Annotated in this window: 12 protein-coding genes; all 12 read right to left on the minus strand. The window is 42.0% G+C overall.

The genetic code is table 11. The annotated features are described in order from the left end of the window. On the minus strand, nucleotides 1–1,268 hold a 1,268-nt coding region (locus tag RM049_RS02995), incomplete at its 3' end, for a tetratricopeptide repeat protein (RefSeq protein ID WP_322703105.1). After that, nucleotides 1,225–2,571 carry a P-loop NTPase fold protein gene (locus RM049_RS03000; RefSeq protein ID WP_322703106.1) on the minus strand — a complete coding sequence of 449 codons (1,347 nt, stop codon included), beginning with the start codon at nucleotides 2,569–2,571 and terminating at the stop codon, nucleotides 1,225–1,227. The genes RM049_RS02995 and RM049_RS03000, both read right to left, overlap by 44 nt. Nucleotides 2,572–3,447: 876 nt before the next feature. Next, a complete protein-coding gene (locus RM049_RS03005) occupies nucleotides 3,448–4,812 on the minus strand; it encodes a hypothetical protein (protein WP_322703107.1) in 1,365 nt (454 codons plus the stop codon). A gap of 363 nt (nucleotides 4,813–5,175) precedes the next feature. Beyond that, nucleotides 5,176–6,159: a hypothetical protein gene (locus RM049_RS03010; protein ID WP_322703108.1), complete on the minus strand. Its 984-nt coding sequence runs from the start codon at nucleotides 6,157–6,159 to the stop codon at nucleotides 5,176–5,178. Nucleotides 6,160–7,242: 1,083 nt separating this feature from the next. Beyond that, the gene (locus tag RM049_RS03015; protein WP_322703109.1) at nucleotides 7,243–9,474 is read right to left on the minus strand and encodes a pentapeptide repeat-containing protein; all 2,232 of its coding nucleotides are present in this window, start codon (nucleotides 9,472–9,474) and stop codon (nucleotides 7,243–7,245) included. Continuing rightward, a complete protein-coding gene (locus RM049_RS03020; RefSeq protein WP_322684412.1) occupies nucleotides 9,467–10,492 on the minus strand; it encodes a zinc-dependent alcohol dehydrogenase family protein in 1,026 nt (341 codons plus the stop codon). The genes RM049_RS03015 and RM049_RS03020 overlap by 8 nt, the downstream gene beginning before the upstream one ends. 74 nt (nucleotides 10,493–10,566) lie before the next feature. Continuing rightward, nucleotides 10,567–11,733 (minus strand): bifunctional chorismate mutase/prephenate dehydrogenase, encoded by a 1,167-nt coding sequence (gene tyrA / locus RM049_RS03025; RefSeq protein WP_322703110.1) that lies wholly within the window; start codon nucleotides 11,731–11,733, stop codon nucleotides 10,567–10,569. Nucleotides 11,734–11,830: 97 nt separating this feature from the next. After that, nucleotides 11,831–12,268 (minus strand): chorismate mutase, encoded by a 438-nt coding sequence (gene aroH / locus RM049_RS03030; protein ID WP_322703111.1) that lies wholly within the window; start codon nucleotides 12,266–12,268, stop codon nucleotides 11,831–11,833. Between the two features lie 108 nt (nucleotides 12,269–12,376). Beyond that, on the minus strand, nucleotides 12,377–14,125 hold the full coding sequence (locus RM049_RS03035) for a cupin domain-containing protein (protein ID WP_322703112.1): 1,749 nt from the start codon (nucleotides 14,123–14,125) through the stop codon (nucleotides 12,377–12,379). Between the two features lie 350 nt (nucleotides 14,126–14,475). Further along, complete coding sequence (locus RM049_RS03040; RefSeq protein ID WP_322703113.1) at nucleotides 14,476–14,826, minus strand: hypothetical protein; 351 nt, start codon at nucleotides 14,824–14,826, stop codon at nucleotides 14,476–14,478. 193 nt (nucleotides 14,827–15,019) lie between these two features. Further along, nucleotides 15,020–16,168 carry a 3-oxoacyl-ACP synthase III family protein gene (locus RM049_RS03045; RefSeq protein WP_322703114.1) on the minus strand — a complete coding sequence of 383 codons (1,149 nt, stop codon included), beginning with the start codon at nucleotides 16,166–16,168 and terminating at the stop codon, nucleotides 15,020–15,022. 26 nt (nucleotides 16,169–16,194) lie between these two features. Further along, nucleotides 16,195–17,997 carry a thiamine pyrophosphate-dependent enzyme gene (locus tag RM049_RS03050; protein WP_322703115.1) on the minus strand — a complete coding sequence of 601 codons (1,803 nt, stop codon included), beginning with the start codon at nucleotides 17,995–17,997 and terminating at the stop codon, nucleotides 16,195–16,197. Nucleotides 17,998–18,000: the final 3 nt, after the last annotated feature.

Consider the following 18,000-nt stretch of genomic DNA (forward strand, 5'->3'; position numbering starts at 1 on the left):
ATTTCCAGGGCTTGTTGATAATAATCCCGTGCCTGGTCGTATTGGCGCAACTCTTGGGCAACCATTCCCAAGTTGTGGTAAGTGCTAGCACAGTTATAGCGATCGCTAAATTCGATTTTGATTTCCAGGGCTTGTTGATAATAATCCCGTGCCTGGTCGTATTGGCGCAACTCTTTGGCAACGCTTCCCAAGTTGTGGTAAGTGCTAGCACTCGAATAGCGATCGCCAAATTCGATATCTATTTCCAGGACTTGTTGATAATAATCCCGTGCTTGGTGGAACTGTCGCATATCCAGAGATACATTACCTAAATAAAACAAGGAATTGGCGACAGCAGAACGATTTTTCTGCTTTTTGGCAATATCTAAAGCTTGTTGATGATACCTGTTTGCACTTTCAAACTGTCGTTGCTGCTGATAGCTTTTACCTAACTGATTGATAACTTCGATTTCTAAGGAATAATCAGGAAATTTCTTGATAATTTCGCAAGCTTTTTCTAAATACTCTCTAGCTTGGATTGGTTTGCGCTGACTTAAATATGCTTTGCCCAATTCATTTAAAATATTACAGCAATTGCGGAGATGTTCTGGGCTGGGTATTTCTCCAGTTGGGTTATATTCCATCAATAAGCTATGTAATAAATCGATACGTTCTTGTTGTTCTGGTGTTGGTAAGCGTTCTATATTCGTGTCTGCATTCAGAGTATTGGCAATTGCCCTATCTCTAGTCAATTCTGTAGTTTTAAAGCGAAATAAACCTGATTTCCAAGCCCAAAAATCAGGTGCAAATTTTGCTAACCGCGAAATCGCATAATCTGGCAAGATAAATAAAAGCGGATGAGGTACGGTTTGACGATAGGAATCGCGGACGAAGTTTAAATCCTGTAAAACTGGTGGATAATCTCCAAAAACACCAATTGATTTTTCTAAATTCCGAATTAATAAAACAAGTTTTTTATTTTTTTCTTTAGTAATTTTGGCTAATTGCTCCACCAATTCATCCCGCAGAAATCGCAAATTCTTCTCAGGAAAATCTAAAACCACAAATTGGATTTCTTCACATTGAGGATTCTGTTGCAATCCAGCAATTAATAAGTCTATATCGGGTGTAAAGTTAATTTCAATAAAACCTAACGTAAATTTTTCTGCAAAATCGACAAATGTCACCAATTCAGCAAATTCATCTTGATTATAGGCAATAAATTTACCTATTTCGGCTTGAAGTTCACTGTTGTTGTGCTGATTGGAGAGCTTGTTGGAAGAACTCATTTCGCTTCACCACCGGATTTGGATAATTCCATCGTTTATCGCCGTTATATTCCAACACGGAAGTATTAAATAACATTAATTGTCCAATTTCATCTTTACTGACATTTTTAGTTAAACAAACCTGAGCCAAATGAGCGTAATGTTCTTCAGGAATAAACCGCTCAAAACTAAATTGTTGCTGTTTAACTGCATACTCTATATCTTCGGAGATAATTTTTGCATGTTTTCGGGTACTCGCTGTTTGACATGCAGAGCGCATCATTTGCATTAACTGACGCACATGGCCACCACTTGCTTTTGCTAGTTCTAATAATTGATTACGGCTCTCGAAAATTGCATCAATATCAACCCGCTTTTCAATTACACTTGCCATCGCATCTAAGCCCGTCTGATCGTAATTTAGATCGCATTTATGCCGTTCAAATTCATAGATATTAATCATCGGCACAATATGAGGATTACCATCAAATTGATTTAGGGGATTTTTCGGCGAACAAAGAATTGAAATCGGTACTGTATAAATAATTGTACAATTTAATTCCTGCATCTGAGCCGCATAATCAAAGAATAAATGTTCTGCTACGACAGGAGGAACCCGATCCAAATTATCGAAGATAATTAATAAACCTTTACACTCAGGAAATGTTTGCCGCAATTTTGCGTAAGCGTCGCTTAATAACAGATTAGTATCAGATTTGAGGCGAGATAAATCTTTTTCTAGAGTTTGCCGAATAGTTGTTTTTTGCTTGTCTGAGCCTTTAATTTGTGCCAGCAATTTAACCATTAGTTTGGCAAGAAATGGCGCAGTAGGGCTGAGAGTTGCTTCTGCCTCGACGTTGACTGATTTTTCGACACTTTGCTCGTTTTCTTGAGTAATGTCTTTAAACCATGACTCAAAACTTTTTAATAAATCTTGATTAAAAGTTAAACCTAATTTTCGTAATTCAAATTCAACTTGTTTAATTACAATCAAATATAAATCTGTATACCGAGTATCATTAATATCTGTCTCTTCATTCGCTTCCAAATAAATAACTCGATAATTATTTTCCCAAAGACTCTGAATTTTTTTTAACTCCGTACTTTTTCCACAACCGCGATGTCCGGTAAATAAAATTGTTGTAAAATCACCTGCTTCTTGAAAATCCAAAATTGTACTGACATTATCAATAGCCGAAGTTTTCCGCACCAGCGACAGATCGACATAATACCGTTCCATTTCTGCTGGTTCAAGCGGCTCAACATTACAAGCCAAAAAAGCCGCTTTAAGAGTATTTGCACGCTGAAAACTTGAGTGAGGCATTCTTCTGAGCAGATAACAATCACCAACTTTTAAATTTTAAGCGATCGCCCATCAAATTTAGCAAATACAGCTATAGGACTCATAAAACTCCGCGCGGAAGTTCGGAAATTAGTTATGATTCCTACAATCATTGCACCCCAAAGAGCCAAAGCTATGCTTTGTCTCCCCTTTTCTTGGTATCAACACTCGTAACTCGCTTAACCTTGAACACTAGTTGCCAAAATTGAAGCGTTTGCAACAATTGCTCTTTCATGTATAAGAAAGGTTTAAGTATTTCCAAGAAAGGTATAAGCAGTTGCTGCAAAGACTTCATACTTTGCAACAATTACTTGTTCATGTATAAGAAAGGTTTAAGTATTTCCAAGAAAGGTATAAGCAGTTGCTGCAAAGGTTTCATGCTTTGCAACAATTACTTATTCATGTATAAGAAAGGTTTAAATCATTGCAACAATTGTTGTAATGAACTTATATCATGTCCGCATAATTAGTTATGCAAACCACAGTCATTACACCCCACCCCCAACCCCTCCCCGCTTGCAGGGAGGGGAGATAAAGCGTAGCTTTGGCGAGGGTGGGGTTCTTCGGATTTAATAAGCAATCAAGTGGACATAATATTATGAGTTGCTCTATAGTGCGTCACTTCGGCTGCGCCCTTCTCTACGAGAGGCTGCGCCCGAAGCGTAGCTATAGGACTAGTATTTGATTTCTGAAAAAACTCAGTACAACTAAGAAACTTTCTTTCCTATTGCCTATTGCCTGTTGCCTGCTTGGCGCGGACAGCATCAATTCTCGCTAATTACTGCTGTAAGTTAACCTGGTAGAGAAACATAAAACAGGAAGTGCGATCGCAATTAGTTGAGAAAGGTTGAATTTACGTTAACAGTGTTGTTGTTTTTTGAACAGTGACAACAGCAAACACACCAGTCCCATTACTAACAATGGCACTGAAGCAGCAGGTTCTGGGACAGGCTGAGGGTTTTGCACAGGCTGATAATTGATGAAATTTCCTTGAATTGGGCTGAGTGATGCCAAAAGTTGCTCAATATCCTTAGATATATTAGTGTCATTACCAACACTTTTAGAAGAGATGAGGCGGTTAAAGGTTTGGCTACTTGATGCATCAAAATTTCCTGTGAAGCCAAGAAAATTTTGACCTACTTTACCTATCAGAGAGTCAATCAGATTGTTAACATCAGTTTTTATCCCAAGTGGGGATAACTTTAAACTGCTGAGATTATTGACGTTTCCAATCGTTGTATTGTCAGTCTTTGTTAACCAATTGCCATTACCAATAATTTCATTTCCATTGGTAAAAACCCAGTTACCATTACCAATAATTGTATTATCTTTACCAAAATCCCAATTGCCGTTTCCAATGGTTGCGTTGTCGCTGCCGAAATGCCAATTACCATTACCTAGTGTTGCATTATTACTTCCCTTGTCCCAATACCAGTTGCCGTTACCAAGGGTTGTGTTATCCTTTCCAAATAGCCAGTTGCCATTTCCGATAGTTGTGTTGTCATTATTAAAGTTCCAGTTACCATTACCAATGGTTGCACTGTTACTGCCAGAATCCGAGTTAAAATTACCAATAGTTGCGTTATTACTACCAGAGTCCTTGTTACCATTGCCAACCGGTGCGTTGCTCTGATTAAAGGTTTGGCTACCTGAATTAGATATATTCCCAGTGTTACTAAAAGGTATATTGTTACCAAGGACTTCTTTCAACGGATCGAAAGGCGATTGTTGAAGCAGACCTCCAGCACCTGCGATCGGATTACCACCGCCTGTAAATGGGTTGTCAGCGCCACCTGCGATCGGATTGCTGCTACCTGCAAAAGGGTTGGTAGCCCCACCTGCGATCGGATTACTGTTACCTGCAAAAGGGTTGTTAGCCCCACCTGGAATGGGATAACCACTGGCTGCAAACGGGTTACTACCTCCTGCCAATGTCTTGTCAATATTCTTGAAATAGTTATCACCCAAAACTAACTTTAATCGTTCAAAGATTAATTTCTGAAGCCCACTGCCACCATCACCTGCAAACGGGTTAATACCGCCACCTGGAATGGGATTGTTACCGTTACCTAATAACAGATTGCTACTACCCGTTAACAGGCTGCCTTCAGCAGAAAAACTGCTATTGGCAGCAAAGGAATTAGCACTATACAGATTGCTAGCGCCACCTGAACTTAAGGGATTAACTCCACCATTAATGGGATTGACAGCAGACGCTTCCATTGGCACTAATTCTCCTATTTATTATTTAAAAATTTATGGAGTCTTCAGTACCTGTTATACAAATTATGAATTTGCTCAACCCAAAATCTCTTTAAGAATAAAGGCTTTAATAATCTTTCCATCAAATTAATAGAAAGTATTGCTTAAACTTTTATCTCTAAAGAGTTTCAGGGCGTAAAATAGCAAACTAGTACAGTGAGGCAGAAGGCACATAACTGATAATACATGCTTTTGAGGTTTATCGAATGATATGTTTATTTGCGCCAAGCTGTACTAGCATACTATGTACTGAAGAACTCATTATTGTTCTGCTCTATTTATCTGCTGATTTTCGGAACTATTGTATTAAGTAAACGAGCTTTGTCAACTACCAAATGACGGAATTTGTCCACCACCAAATGATGGAATTTGTCCACCACCAAATGATGGGATTTGTCCACCTTCAGATGAAGAGGTTTGTCCACCAAATGAAGGGATTTGTCCACCACCAGATGAAGAGGTTTGTCCACCAAATGACGGGATTTGTCCACCACCAAATGAAGGGATTTGTCCACCACCAGATGAAGGGATTTGTCCACCACCCACTTCCTTGTCAAGCCCTGAGTTAACTAGCTTGTCAATAGTAGCCCTCAAAGTAAACCCGTCCGGTATTTCAGTTGTGCTAATACCATAGGTTTGGCTGCTACCACCAGTCAAAGGGTCGCTACCACTGCCTGTGGATGGGCTACCGCCGCCAGTCAAAGGATCGCTGCCGCCTCCGAATGGGTTGCCACCACCTGTGGATGGGCTACCACCGCCTGTGGATGCGCTACCGCCGCCTCCGAATGGGTTGCCACCACCTGTGGATGCGCTACTGCCGCCTCCGAATGGGTTGCCACCACCTGTGGATGTGCTACTGCCGCCTCCGAATGGGTTGCCGCCACCTGTGGATGGGCTACCGCCGCCTGTGGATGGGCTACCGCCGCCTGTGGATGGGCTACTGCCGCCTCCGAATGGGTTGCCACCGCCTGTGGATGCGCTACTGCCGCCTCCGAATGGGCTACCACCGCCTGTGGATGGGCTACCGCTAACTTTAGATGGGTTTACACCGCCTGCAAAGATATTCCAGAAGTTGTCGCCAGCGAAAGGATTACCACCGTAGGCTAAATCAGGCTGACTGCCACCGCCACCAGCACTACCACCAAATGGGCTACTGCCATCTTCTCCCTTACCAACACCACTGAATAGATTTTTGACCCCTTCCTTACCGACAACTTCTTCCAAGCGACCGAAGGGTGATTGTTCAATCGGATTGTTCCCACTAGTAGAGGAGTTACTGCTACCACCGTTACTCAAATCTTCTGCCATTAGGATTAATCCTCCTATTGTTTGGATAAAAATCTTGCTAACATCGCAACATAAAATAACGTCAGTTCGATAAACCTCTCCCCAACCCCTCTGCGACGCAAAGATGGGCAGAAATATTCTTCGTTGACAACGAGAAAATTATGGTTTCAAAGCCTCTCTCGCTGTGGGAGAAAGGAATGGAAACGGGGTTTTTGAGATCCGTCGATCGAATTCACGTTAAAATAGACAAACATTAAGTCTTTTTTGTGACTTATTTGTTATCTTTTTGTTAGCAAAACTAGTTAGTAGCTGTTAGATTATTTTGTTATCTTTATTAGATAATCAATTTTTCATCACTTGCTACTTACACTTACAATGTATATGATTTAATTTTCAAAAACAATGAAAAATGTTTTGATAAAAATATCAAAGTTGTAGATATTTTTAGATAATAATTTATAAAAAATAAATGATTTATTTGTATAATAAAATTTAATTTTGTTTAAATATTAAGTAGGTTGGTGTAAAAATTTGTCGTTGGGATAAGGTAATAGACAGAAGTCAAAAGGCAGGAGGGGAAAGGGTTTTAGCCTAGTTTATATTTATTTATATAGTTTGGTTTTATTATGCCGACTTATTTATTTACAATGAACAATCTTTTGATAAATTTACCAAATTTTTAGATATAGCAGGAGGCAGAAGGCAGCACTTCGACTCCCTTCTCTACGAGAGGTTGCGCCAACGACTGCGCTCAGGGCAAGACGCTTAGTGACCAGAAGCAAGAGGTAAAAGTATTACTATTCCTAACTTTCATGCTTTCAAAATATCCTAACATGTGTGACTACGGCTATATTTAATCTGGGTTGATCTGACGTTATAGTGGTTCTCACTTGGGTGCAACACAGTCATATCCTCATCCCGTATTTGAAACGTGTAAACACTCTTCTTTCCTTTGTAAGAGGAGGCGTTGGGGGTGAGGTTGAAAAATTTACTTCATATAAACGATAACCGCTATATACTACGAGACTGATAGCAGTAAATAGTATAATTGCTGGCATTATACACTACGTTGTATCATATTAGCGCTAATAAAAAGTGCAGGAATTACTTCAGATAAATCAGCAAATTCAATCCCGGAATTGTGCGGGAAAGTGTCCATAAAACTAGGGTGATGTAAATTAAACCCAAACTCCATTGATACCAAGCAAGTGCAGAGATAATACCTGGTAGGTGTTCGTCTCGCAAGCGAATGTCGTTAAATCCTAATTTCACTAGATTGTTGAGACTAAAATCATAGTAGTTGAGCCAGTTCCAACGGCGATCGCCCAACAGAGGCATATATCGTTCCCGAAATGTCTCATTCCTTGGTATCACTGGCAAACGTCCAATCAATAATCGCAACTGGCGAAATGTGCCGTCTTCTGTGAAATAAGAAACGTCCATTAAGTCATGATAACGACCTTGTTGGTAAAGTCGGATCGATAAAGCCATTGGGACGGGGACAAGAATTATTACCAGACATCCCAATGTCAGCCAAGGTTGTTCGGCATTGCGAAAGATCGCTACTAAGCTGAAGAATTCTAAAACGCTAAAACTGACTAATATCGAAATGGTTTCGTAAGATGTGGGAATAATTGGTAAGGGATGCAGCCGACGATAGCGATCCACTAGCCAAAATAGTAGCCCGAAATAAGCGATCGCTAATCCTCCCACGCCAAAAACTAACCAAAAATTTGTCCCATAGCCACTCAACAATAACAATACACTCAACGCCAACCAACTCCAAGCTTGCAGCAACCACCCAACAATAGAAAGGGTTTCGCCAACAATTAAGCGATCGCTTAGTTGGGTATATTTTTCTAAATCGATGTCTGCAATGGTGAGTAACTCACTACTGTTGCGAAAGGATTTTAGCAGACGACGCTGGGCGATCGCTTGGGCTTGAGTTGCAGAAAAACCCAAATTCATCAAACTTGCAACAGTTGCACTATTAATATTTGTAGCCGTCAACCGATGCCCAAACTCGATTAATCGCAATCGTTGTTTTGTGTATTCCAGTTTATTAGCATCGGCAACTTGCTGTTGCTGACGAAAATTTTGCCCCAAATTCCGCAAGACGTTTTGATTACCTTGCAATGTTGGGATGCAGAACATCTGACCAATCTGACCGGGATTACCTAAAATTTTCGCTTGGTTAGAGTTAAAACTTAAACCAGGTACGCTTAAACAAGCCTCTTTAGCAAACCTGGCATCACTAAAATCTGCAAGGTTAAGAATATTTGCACCTTGCAGATTTATCAATAGGTTAAACTCCGCTTCTCGGAAGCTTACACCTTGCTCAAAAATCGCTTCTGTTAAAAGAAGAAACTGATTAAAATCAGCTTTAGTAAACTGGGCTTGACTGGCAAAATCTACTTCCGACAAATCAGCATTTCCTTGCCATTGGACACTACTAAATTTAGCCAACTGTTTAAAAATTGCTTGGTTAAAGTTGGCAGTTGTCTCAAAGATACTACCTTGAAAATCAGCCAGTTCCCGAAATTTAATTTTTTTAAAGTTAGCTTTTTCAAAAAATATACTGCCCTGAAAATTGCTTGGTTGTTGGAAGTTAACACTGGTAAAACTAACAGGACGAGCAAATCTGGTTTGAGTCCAGTCAGTAGGTTGGAGAAAAGTTGCACCTTGGGCATCAACAGACTGAAGAAAAAAAGTATTGGAAAACTTCACTTCGCCATTGAAGCGAGTTTGCACCAGTGTTAAGACACCACGAAAGACGGCGATTTCACTGGCTGGGGTTGACTCTGTTCCCAGAAGCGATCGACAATCTTTAGAGTTGGGTAAAGCGATGGCGAGTGACTCTAGACAAACAAAGCGCAAACGTTCTAGTTTTTCTTGTTCGGTAGCGGTGAAAATGGGTGCAATGGCTTTTGCATACAATGGTGTTCTTAAACCCAAATCGCTGCCGACAAAATCCCCCAGAATCAAAGCATAGCTGAGGTCTAAACCCAGAGGTTTTGTACCGAGTTCTTTTCGCAGTAGTTGGTAAAAAGCATCACGAAAGCTGGCGTTTTCTGGGCGTAAATCGATCGCCATTTTTTGCAAATCTACGGTTAAATTTCCTTCGCGGAGTATCGGTGTGCGTAGTCGTTCTTGCAATAATTCTAGGGTTAAGGGTGTGCGTTCTGGTTGTGTTTGTGCTGCCGAAGCTGGTAGGGGGAGGAAGAGTAAAACGCAAAGGAAGGCTAAGGGAAGCGCAGAGGTACGCCAAGAAACTCCTCTGTGTACCTTTGCGTTTAACCTCTGCGTGCCTTTGCGTTTAAAAGATAAATTATGCAAATTGTTTCGATCGTTCGTCACTAATCAGCAGAACAATTTTACCTGTCACAGACCCACTTTCAATTAATTGGTGGGCTTTAGCTGCTTCTTTTAAGGGAAATTTGTGACTCACATGGATTTTTAATTTGCCTTCATCGATCCAGGTGGCAGATTGTTCGAGAATTTCTGCATGATGGTGGAGACTATCTTGTAATCCTAGCAAAGCTGGTGCCAACATGAATTCTAAACCAATGCGGAGGTTGCGAGTTCTAGCAGTTTTCCAAACAGTATTGGCATTTGGTTCGAGAATTGTGACAATATCGCCATAGACTCGCACTGCGGGGAAGGTTTTGTGAAAAGTTTCGCCACCTACGGTATCAAAAGCCAAGTCTACGCCTTCGCCACCAGTCCAATCTAATACCGCTTGCACAAAGTCTGTTTGTTTGTAAAAAATTACATTATCGGCACCGAGTTCTTTGACAAAATTAGCTTTTTCTTCAGAACCCACTGTGGTGGAAACAGTAGCACCTTTGAGTTTCGCCAATTGAATTGCTACATGGCCGACACCACCAGCACCCGCATGAATCAAAACCCGTTCCCCAGGTTCTAATCGTCCCCGTTCATATAAAGCTTCCCAGGCGGTGATTAATACTAAAGGTGCTGCTGCGGCTTCGGCAAAAGAGATAGAGGCGGGTTTACGTGCCACAAACCGCTCATCGACAACGGTATATTCAGCGTAATTTCCTTGGTGTGCGCCCAAGCCTCCATAGCAAAAATATACTTCATCACCTGCGCGAAAACGCTGAACGCCAGCACCCACTGCTTCCACGATCCCTGCACCATCACATCCTAAAATTGTTGGCGTGCGATCGGGGTAGAAACTGCCTCGACTCCGAAGTTTAGTGTCAATGGGGTTAATGCCAGCCGCCACCAAACGCACTAAAAGTTCAGTATTCCCGACAGGAACAGCAGGGTTTGGCACATCCTGCACTTGTAGAACTTCGGGATTGCCAGCTGCTGTCATCAAGACTGCTTTCACAACTCTTTCCTCCTGGCTTTAGATGCACATTCTTATGCAACTTTACCGCAAGAGGGTAGATCCAGAGATATTTATCAGCCAAAAATGCGCTTGTGAGGACTGGGGAAAGGGGAAAGGGAAAAGGGTAAGGGATTTAAACCCTTTCCCCTTGCCCCCTGCCCCCTGCCCCCTGCCTCTTCCTTCGCTGCTAGTAATACACTTAGGGCATTAATCACATAAGTGCTTTCCTCAGCAGCACTATTAATATCTTCTCCTAAAAAGCTGTGTGCTAGTTTGAATTCCTGGATCAGAGTTTCGCGATCGTTTTGAATAATTAATTGTGCTAATCGATCATAAGTAGATGCTAGTCTACTTATGGCTGCACGGCGCTCTGGTGTAGCTAGCATAATGTCTACTACCATAGATGCAGACTGGGTGAACATGCGACTAGCCATATCAATTTCCAGACGGTAAACTGGGCTAGAGAAGTCTAAGCTACGACGAATGTCAATTTTTTCTTCTGCCAATAAAACACCAAGGCTAAAGGTTTTAAAGTTACGAATTGCCTGAACAACCATCATCATTTGGTCGTGTTCTTCTGGTGTAGATGTAATCAGTTTGCCGCCATCATTGGCAATCAAATCTATAAACCATTGAAAGGCAGCATCTTCTCGACCTGGACAGACCACAACTTTTTGAGACAAGAAAGATTTTATCCCTGGGCCAAACATTGGATGAAAGCCCATGACAGGCCCACTATGATGCTCAAGCATAGCTTGTAAGATAGGAGTTTTAATACTAGCAATGTCAGCTAAAGCAGTAGTTGGCGTTAGGTATTGAGCAAGTTTACGGATTACCTCTATTGTGTATTCAATTGGAACACAGACTAAAACTAAATCTGCTCCAGCTAATAGCAATTTTGCTTGTTCCCAGTCACTGCGATCGAGAATACTAACGTGATGACCTGCGGCAGATAACTTTTGCTGGAAGAAGTGCCCCATTAGACCGCATCCGCCAACTAAAGTAACTCGTCGCGGTTTTACCTTAGCAACAGGAAAATTTGCAGTTGCAACGGCAGAGATACAGCCCATAACAAGATTTTTCCAAAGTGACTCTGGAACACCACTTTCTATTAAGGAAAATGTGAAATTAGTAGTTTGTTCCTCTAAGGAAATGTGTTCTGATTCAGCCAATACTGCAATTCTTTTTCCTAATAGATCGATCAATTTTTGGTCAATCTGTTTCAGTTTTTCTTGCAACATGAGACATTATAAATGTATCGATAATTTAACTAAAGTCTTGCAGAGCGATGTCTGCGATGGTCACTGAGCCAAGTCGAAGTGCGGACTACGCCTACGCCTAACGTAACAATGCTATATCTGGACGTAACTGAGCGGCACGGTGTAGATAGACTGGGCGTAATGCATTCTGGGGTAGAGGAGTGTTTAAGTGGATTAGCACCCGAATGCAGCGATCGAGGCTATTGGCAACCTGCATCTGTTGCACATCTAGCAAAGGAACTCGATCCCAACCAGGACGACGACGTGCTACCGCAGCCGGAAACATTGCATCCAAATCTGAAGTTGCAGAAAAGGTAACACTGACGATTTCATCAGGATCTAAAACATTGTTTGTTTCTAAGGCGTTTAATAATTCATCTACAGCCTCAGTAATTGCTTTTATAGAGTTGTAGCTGACTGTCGTTGCGCCTCGAAGTCCTCGGACTCGCCATTCTCCCGATACCTTTGACACGCTGGAATGTTGATCTATTTGCGTTGAAAAAGTGAGCTTATCCATATTAATTTGAAGGTTGCGTATTTAAGTTTTTCTGTACACAGCAATTGCCAATTGTAAATCTCAATTGTTGATAGTTTTATTTGGCAATCTCAGATTAGTTAAAGAGAGCTAGACAATCAAGAAATCAGCACTTGTTATAGTACTGACTTGTACCCCACTCAAGATCGTTAAAGGCTCATTGCTGCTGGTAATATTAATCAAAGTATCATTTACACTACCACCAGTACCTTGATAGATTGTTAAATCGGCAAATGTCAGACCACCAAAAAGCCCAATAGAATCTTCCCCATCAGTAAAGTCAACAATGGTATCAATCCCCGATCCAGATGTAAAGGAGAATGTGTCTTTGCCACTACCACCAATCAGAGTATCCCAACCAAAGCCGCCTACAAGGGTATCATTGCCAGCACCGCCCCGAAGCAAGTCATCACCGCTCAACCCCAACAGATAGTCATTGCCACCCTGACCGTTAATAACATCATTAGATTTGTCAAAGCCACTAGTATTATTATTAAGATCGTTCAGGAATGTTACCGAGTTACGATTGTAAACACTACTTCTTTGTTCATTCGCATTCAAGACATCAAAGCTGTCTTGAAACCCCGTCTGCCCGTTAAACAAAATATTGCCAATATCCACCGATGCACCTGTGGCTTGGCGAAGGTTATCTAGGTTTTGTAAGGCAAATTTTTGCAAGACGACCCCAGTATTCTCAACTCCCTCAAAGGTTATGAGCAGATCATCTTGATTCTGAGTTAAGAGCAGATTTCTAGCAGTCAGCCCATTACCCTCAAATTTTAGAGTATCAATTTCAGCAGATACGTATGTAGATGGCCGAGATCCCGACCCTACACCACCAAAGTCAGTAATGGTGTCGATGCCGTTACCAAGTTGAACTGTAAACAAGTCTATATTTCCACCACCCGTAAGAAGGTCGTTTCCTTTTCCACCAATAATGTTTTCACTGCTTTTCCCACCGATAAGGATGTTATCACTATCATCTCCAACCAGAAGAACACCGTCTTTTCCTTTGGGTCGAGCGTCATTGTCTACAATTGTCAAACTAGCTGTATTCTGTAATAGCCCAATGATTGCACCGCCAGTAGCATCGCTCAAGGTGAGGTTGATAGTTTTATTAGCCTCGATTGAATTATCATCAACGATCGCAATGTTTACAACTTTAACTCTCTCTCCGTCAGCAAAGTTAACCTTTATCTGCTGAGAACCGTTATAATCTTCGAGATATTTAGCAGTACCATCTTTCAAAGTGATAGTAGCACCAACTGCCCCTGTATCATCTAACGGGCGGATCAAAGTTACTGCTGCTATGGGAGAACCATCTTCATTGACGCTGTATTCAGTGCCAGCAAAAATTATTGAGTCTAGGGGTACTGATGCGTTATCCTTAAAGGCTTGCACGATTTTATCAAGTCCTTCATCTGTAAATAGCGGAAAAGCCGCAGATATATCTGTCCCTGGACGACTTGTATCCTCAATCAATTTGTCAAGCCCGGAGGGAATACCTTGGATAATCATTCTCGCTGGCTTATCTTCAAGATTGCGATAGGCGTGGGTTTGCCCTTTAGGCACATTCACAAAAGTTCCAGGAGTTGCGGTAATAACTCGATCGTTCAACTGAAATTTTACAGTTCCCTCGACAATGTAAAATCCTTCATCTTGCTGAAGGTGGATATGCGGTGTAGTCCCGACATTTGATGGAACGTAGGCATCAAATAGATCGTATTTACCACCAGTATCTTCACCTGTTGAGATAAATTTAACCAAGTCTCCAACCACCCACAATGACTTACTAGATTTGTTGGCTGGTGTCTGTTGAAAGCGATTATATTCTGTCATTCTTGTTCTCCTTTCGATCTGAATTGATGGTGAGCTAGTTTTGGTTTGATGTTGTAAGCGCAGACATCGGCTTTATTGCTTGAATATTTTCTTGTTTAGTCAAGTTTTGAGCATCTATGTCTGCATCTGCGAATAAATATGGATTTATTAATCTGGAACTTGACTTACAAGATTCAAGTTTGGTAGGAAATAGTTACGGATGATACTTATTTATCGCGTCTTTCTTTGATATTTACGCAAAAAGTCTGAGAAAACACTTTAGAATTTGGATCGCAGCAATATTGTAGTAATTGCGATCGCAATTAAGTTTCACCCTATATTTTTTAGGGTTGCGATCGCCCATAAAAACCTCAATAGATGTAGATTCCACTCTTTTTGTTCCCATCCAAACTAGTAACGAAGTAACTATCGTTTAAATTCAGATTTTTCACGCTTTGCACGCTAGCAATCAGTTCTAGCGGCTGATTTGGCCGACTGATGAGTATGTCTGTGGTGTATTCATTTCCCGCAGTCGAATTAGGCCCAGGAGCTACTACATAAGTGCTACCATCTGTCAACTTTTTCAGTTGAATGAAATCCTCATCAGGGTTGAAGTCAACAATTAAACCAGCGTCAGAAACGTCAGAGCCACCTTTATTATCATAGTAGGATTCAGCAACATCCCCAAGTACAAAAGTATCGTGCCCTGAACCACCGAGCATCTCATCTCTTTCAATACCGTCCAGTCCAGGTATGCGGATAAATGGATTACAGACATTTTTGTTCTCCTGATTATGATGGCAAATTATGTAGGCAAATATTTTCAGTTTTCCACCAATAGAAACTGTGGAATTGTTGGTTCATTCACAGGAGTTTCTTTGAGAAACTCCTGTGGGATGATTTTGAGATTAATTGCTATACAGTAGTCAGGATGTTGCTAACTGACTTATTCAGATTGACTGCGGAAGCAGGGAGGGTTCCCAGTTTGACTTCACCCCAGCGCATGACGGTGGCAGCAGCAGTAGATGCTGAACCGATAGTATAAACAAGTACCAAATCGTTTTCGCGAATTTTCTTTGATTGAGCGCCGTAGTACAGATTGGCAATGGGGAGGACAGACCCAATGTTTGCATAATACGGGTAGAGATTGATTGTACGGTCTGGATCGATACCTAGTGAGCGGGCACACAGATTAGCGTACCAGGCAGTTGGTGTATTGAAAGCAAAGAACTTAATATCATTGAGACTAACACCAGCAGAGGCGATCGCACCTTCACAGCAAGTACGGACAAGATGAACAGATGTGCCACCTAGTTGCTTACTGGCGCTTTCACCAGTCTGTATCCGCATCCTTGGCAAGCCATTCGCGTCTGTAACCAGTTCATTAAAGAAAGCACCACAAGTTGCTTGAGTGTGAACAATTTTCGTACCCAAGACTCCTTGGTTCGGTTTGAGGGTACTAACTAAAAATGCACCAGCACCATCGGCCATAAACCACGAAAGGGTATCATCTTCATCAACAAAGTGCGAATAGATGCACGAAATCACCACTAGGACATTGCGGTACTCTCCGGTTTGCACTAACGCCGAGGCGTTCTGCATTGCCACTAAAGCACTCGAACAAGTTGACTCTAGATTCCAGGCGGGGCAGTTCAGTCCTAATTTACGGGCGAGATAAGAAGCATTACCAGGAGCGATTTGCTCAGGAAACAAAGTAGTTACAATCATCAGATCGATTTCATCTGTGGAAAGTTCTGCTGCTTCCAGGGCACTTATAGCTGCCCCGTACTCTAAGGCTAACGATGTTTCACCAGGAGCCACCACCCGCCGCTCAACAGTACCTCGGAAGGGATCGGACAGATAAGGTCTTATAGCTTCAGACCAGAGGAGGTCTTGCTCTTTTTGGTTAACGGCAGGTTCGGCAGGTTTAAACAGCTTCGCGAGGGTTCTGCTCTCTGCCTCAGTTACCAATTCTGGGTAATTCTGTTGCCAATAATCGTTGGTACGCACAATGCTAGGGAAGTTAAGGGCAACTGAACGAATACCTACTGGTTGATGTGTCATGATATTACTCCTTAAAATTAAGAAAATTAAGATTCTTTTGCAACTTGTGAAATCAAACTTTGAATCCGAGCGCCAATTGGGGCAGGTCTGGTCGGATCGATTACGACATCAATCACAAAGGGAACATTTGAAATCAGCCCTTTTTCTAAAGCGGCTTCGACATCGGCTTCCCGCTCCACCCGGATGCCATCAGCTCCCATCCCACGAGCAATCATGACGAAATCTGTACTGGGTATCTCTGCGTCTACACCGTTAAATCCCAACAAGTTCATCCCCTGGTCGCACATATTGTAATGGCCATCGTTGAGTACAATCCAAACGGCAGGAATTTTGTATTTGACAGCAGTGCTAATCTCGCTGTTCATGAGCATAGCTCCGTCCCCAAGAATAGCAACAGCTTTACTATTGCGTGCCAGTGCAGCACCGACAACACCTGTAGCAGCATGACCCATTGAGCCAAAACCAGTACTGACTCGATATCGTCTAGGGGTGTTAAACCTTAGCCAGTGGGTTCCCCAAGCAAAGGAGTTACCCGCCTCGGTAATCACTATTGCATCACTATTTTCGACAATTACACGTTGAATCCGATCCATCAGTATTTCTGGCCTAATTAAACCATCATTCTGAGAATCAATCGGATCGAATTTGGGTCGGGGCAGCGACAAGACTGGTAATCGATCGGAACGCTTGGGAAAATGCTTCAATAATGCCTTAACAAATTCTCCGACATCAGACTGAATAGGCACTGTCTCAACAGATGGATAAGCAACTCCAGGTACTTCTGGGTCAATATCGACATGTATAAAACCGCGTGAGGGAATCATTTCCAGATTCCAGAATGAGGTAAATTCACTCAATTTTGTTCCCAAAACCAGTACGCGCAGAGGACTTTGTGATTGCATATATGTCAGAACTGAGGAATGTCCACCGAAGCCTGTGACACCCACAAACTGAGGATGATCTTCAGGAAATATACCCTTAGCACGAGGCGAACACATTACGGCAGATCCGGTTCTCTCGGCAAGTTGGCGGATTTCTTCTCCGGCATCCTTAGCACCAAAGCCCACCCAAATAGCAAATGGCCCTTCAGATAACAATTGTACAGATTTCCAAACAGTATCTTCTCCCGCAGATGGCAGAATTGGTGAGCTAGTTATACGAGGTATTGATGCCTTGAGAAAACTTGTCTGAATCACCGGGGGGACACTTAAATGTGCAACAAAGCTACCAGGTTGTGCTAAACCCAAGGCAAGTCTGCGAGCAGTTACTGGAAGTTCATCGCTGCATTCAATAGTCGTTGCATAATGGAACAGCTTTCCTGAAGTAAAAATACTTGTATTGGACATTGTGTAGGCACTAGTTTCTTGAAAAGCCCAGCGTCCACGTTGCTGTGTTGAGGTAGAAGGAGAGAGAAAAATTACCTTTGCACCTTCCCAGCGTGCAGCAAACATTCCAGTTAGGGCGTTGGTAATTCCTGGCCCGGTTGTGGTGAATACTACCACAGGACGACCATTGGCAAAGTACGACTCAATAGCTGCAAAGGCTGCTCCGGTTTCGTGACGAAATTGTAGCACCTGGATTGAGCTTTGCTCTAGCATAGCTACCAGTGGTGTAATTCCACCTCCAAATAGACCAAAAGCTTGGCGTACTCTCAAATCTTCGAGCATTTTGACTATAGCTGCTGCAACTGTTATTTCAGTTGATTCTGAGTAGCTGGGCTTTCCATGAGGGGATAGCAAAGAAGAGCTTGTGGATTGCGATCCAATAGCAGGTTCAGCTATTGTATGTTCAACTGACTTATGATTAGTTCTAATATTAGTATGACGCATCGA

This window comes from Nostoc sp. DedQUE04 (assembly GCF_034530995.1).
GTDB lineage: Bacteria > Cyanobacteriota > Cyanobacteriia > Cyanobacteriales > Nostocaceae > Nostoc.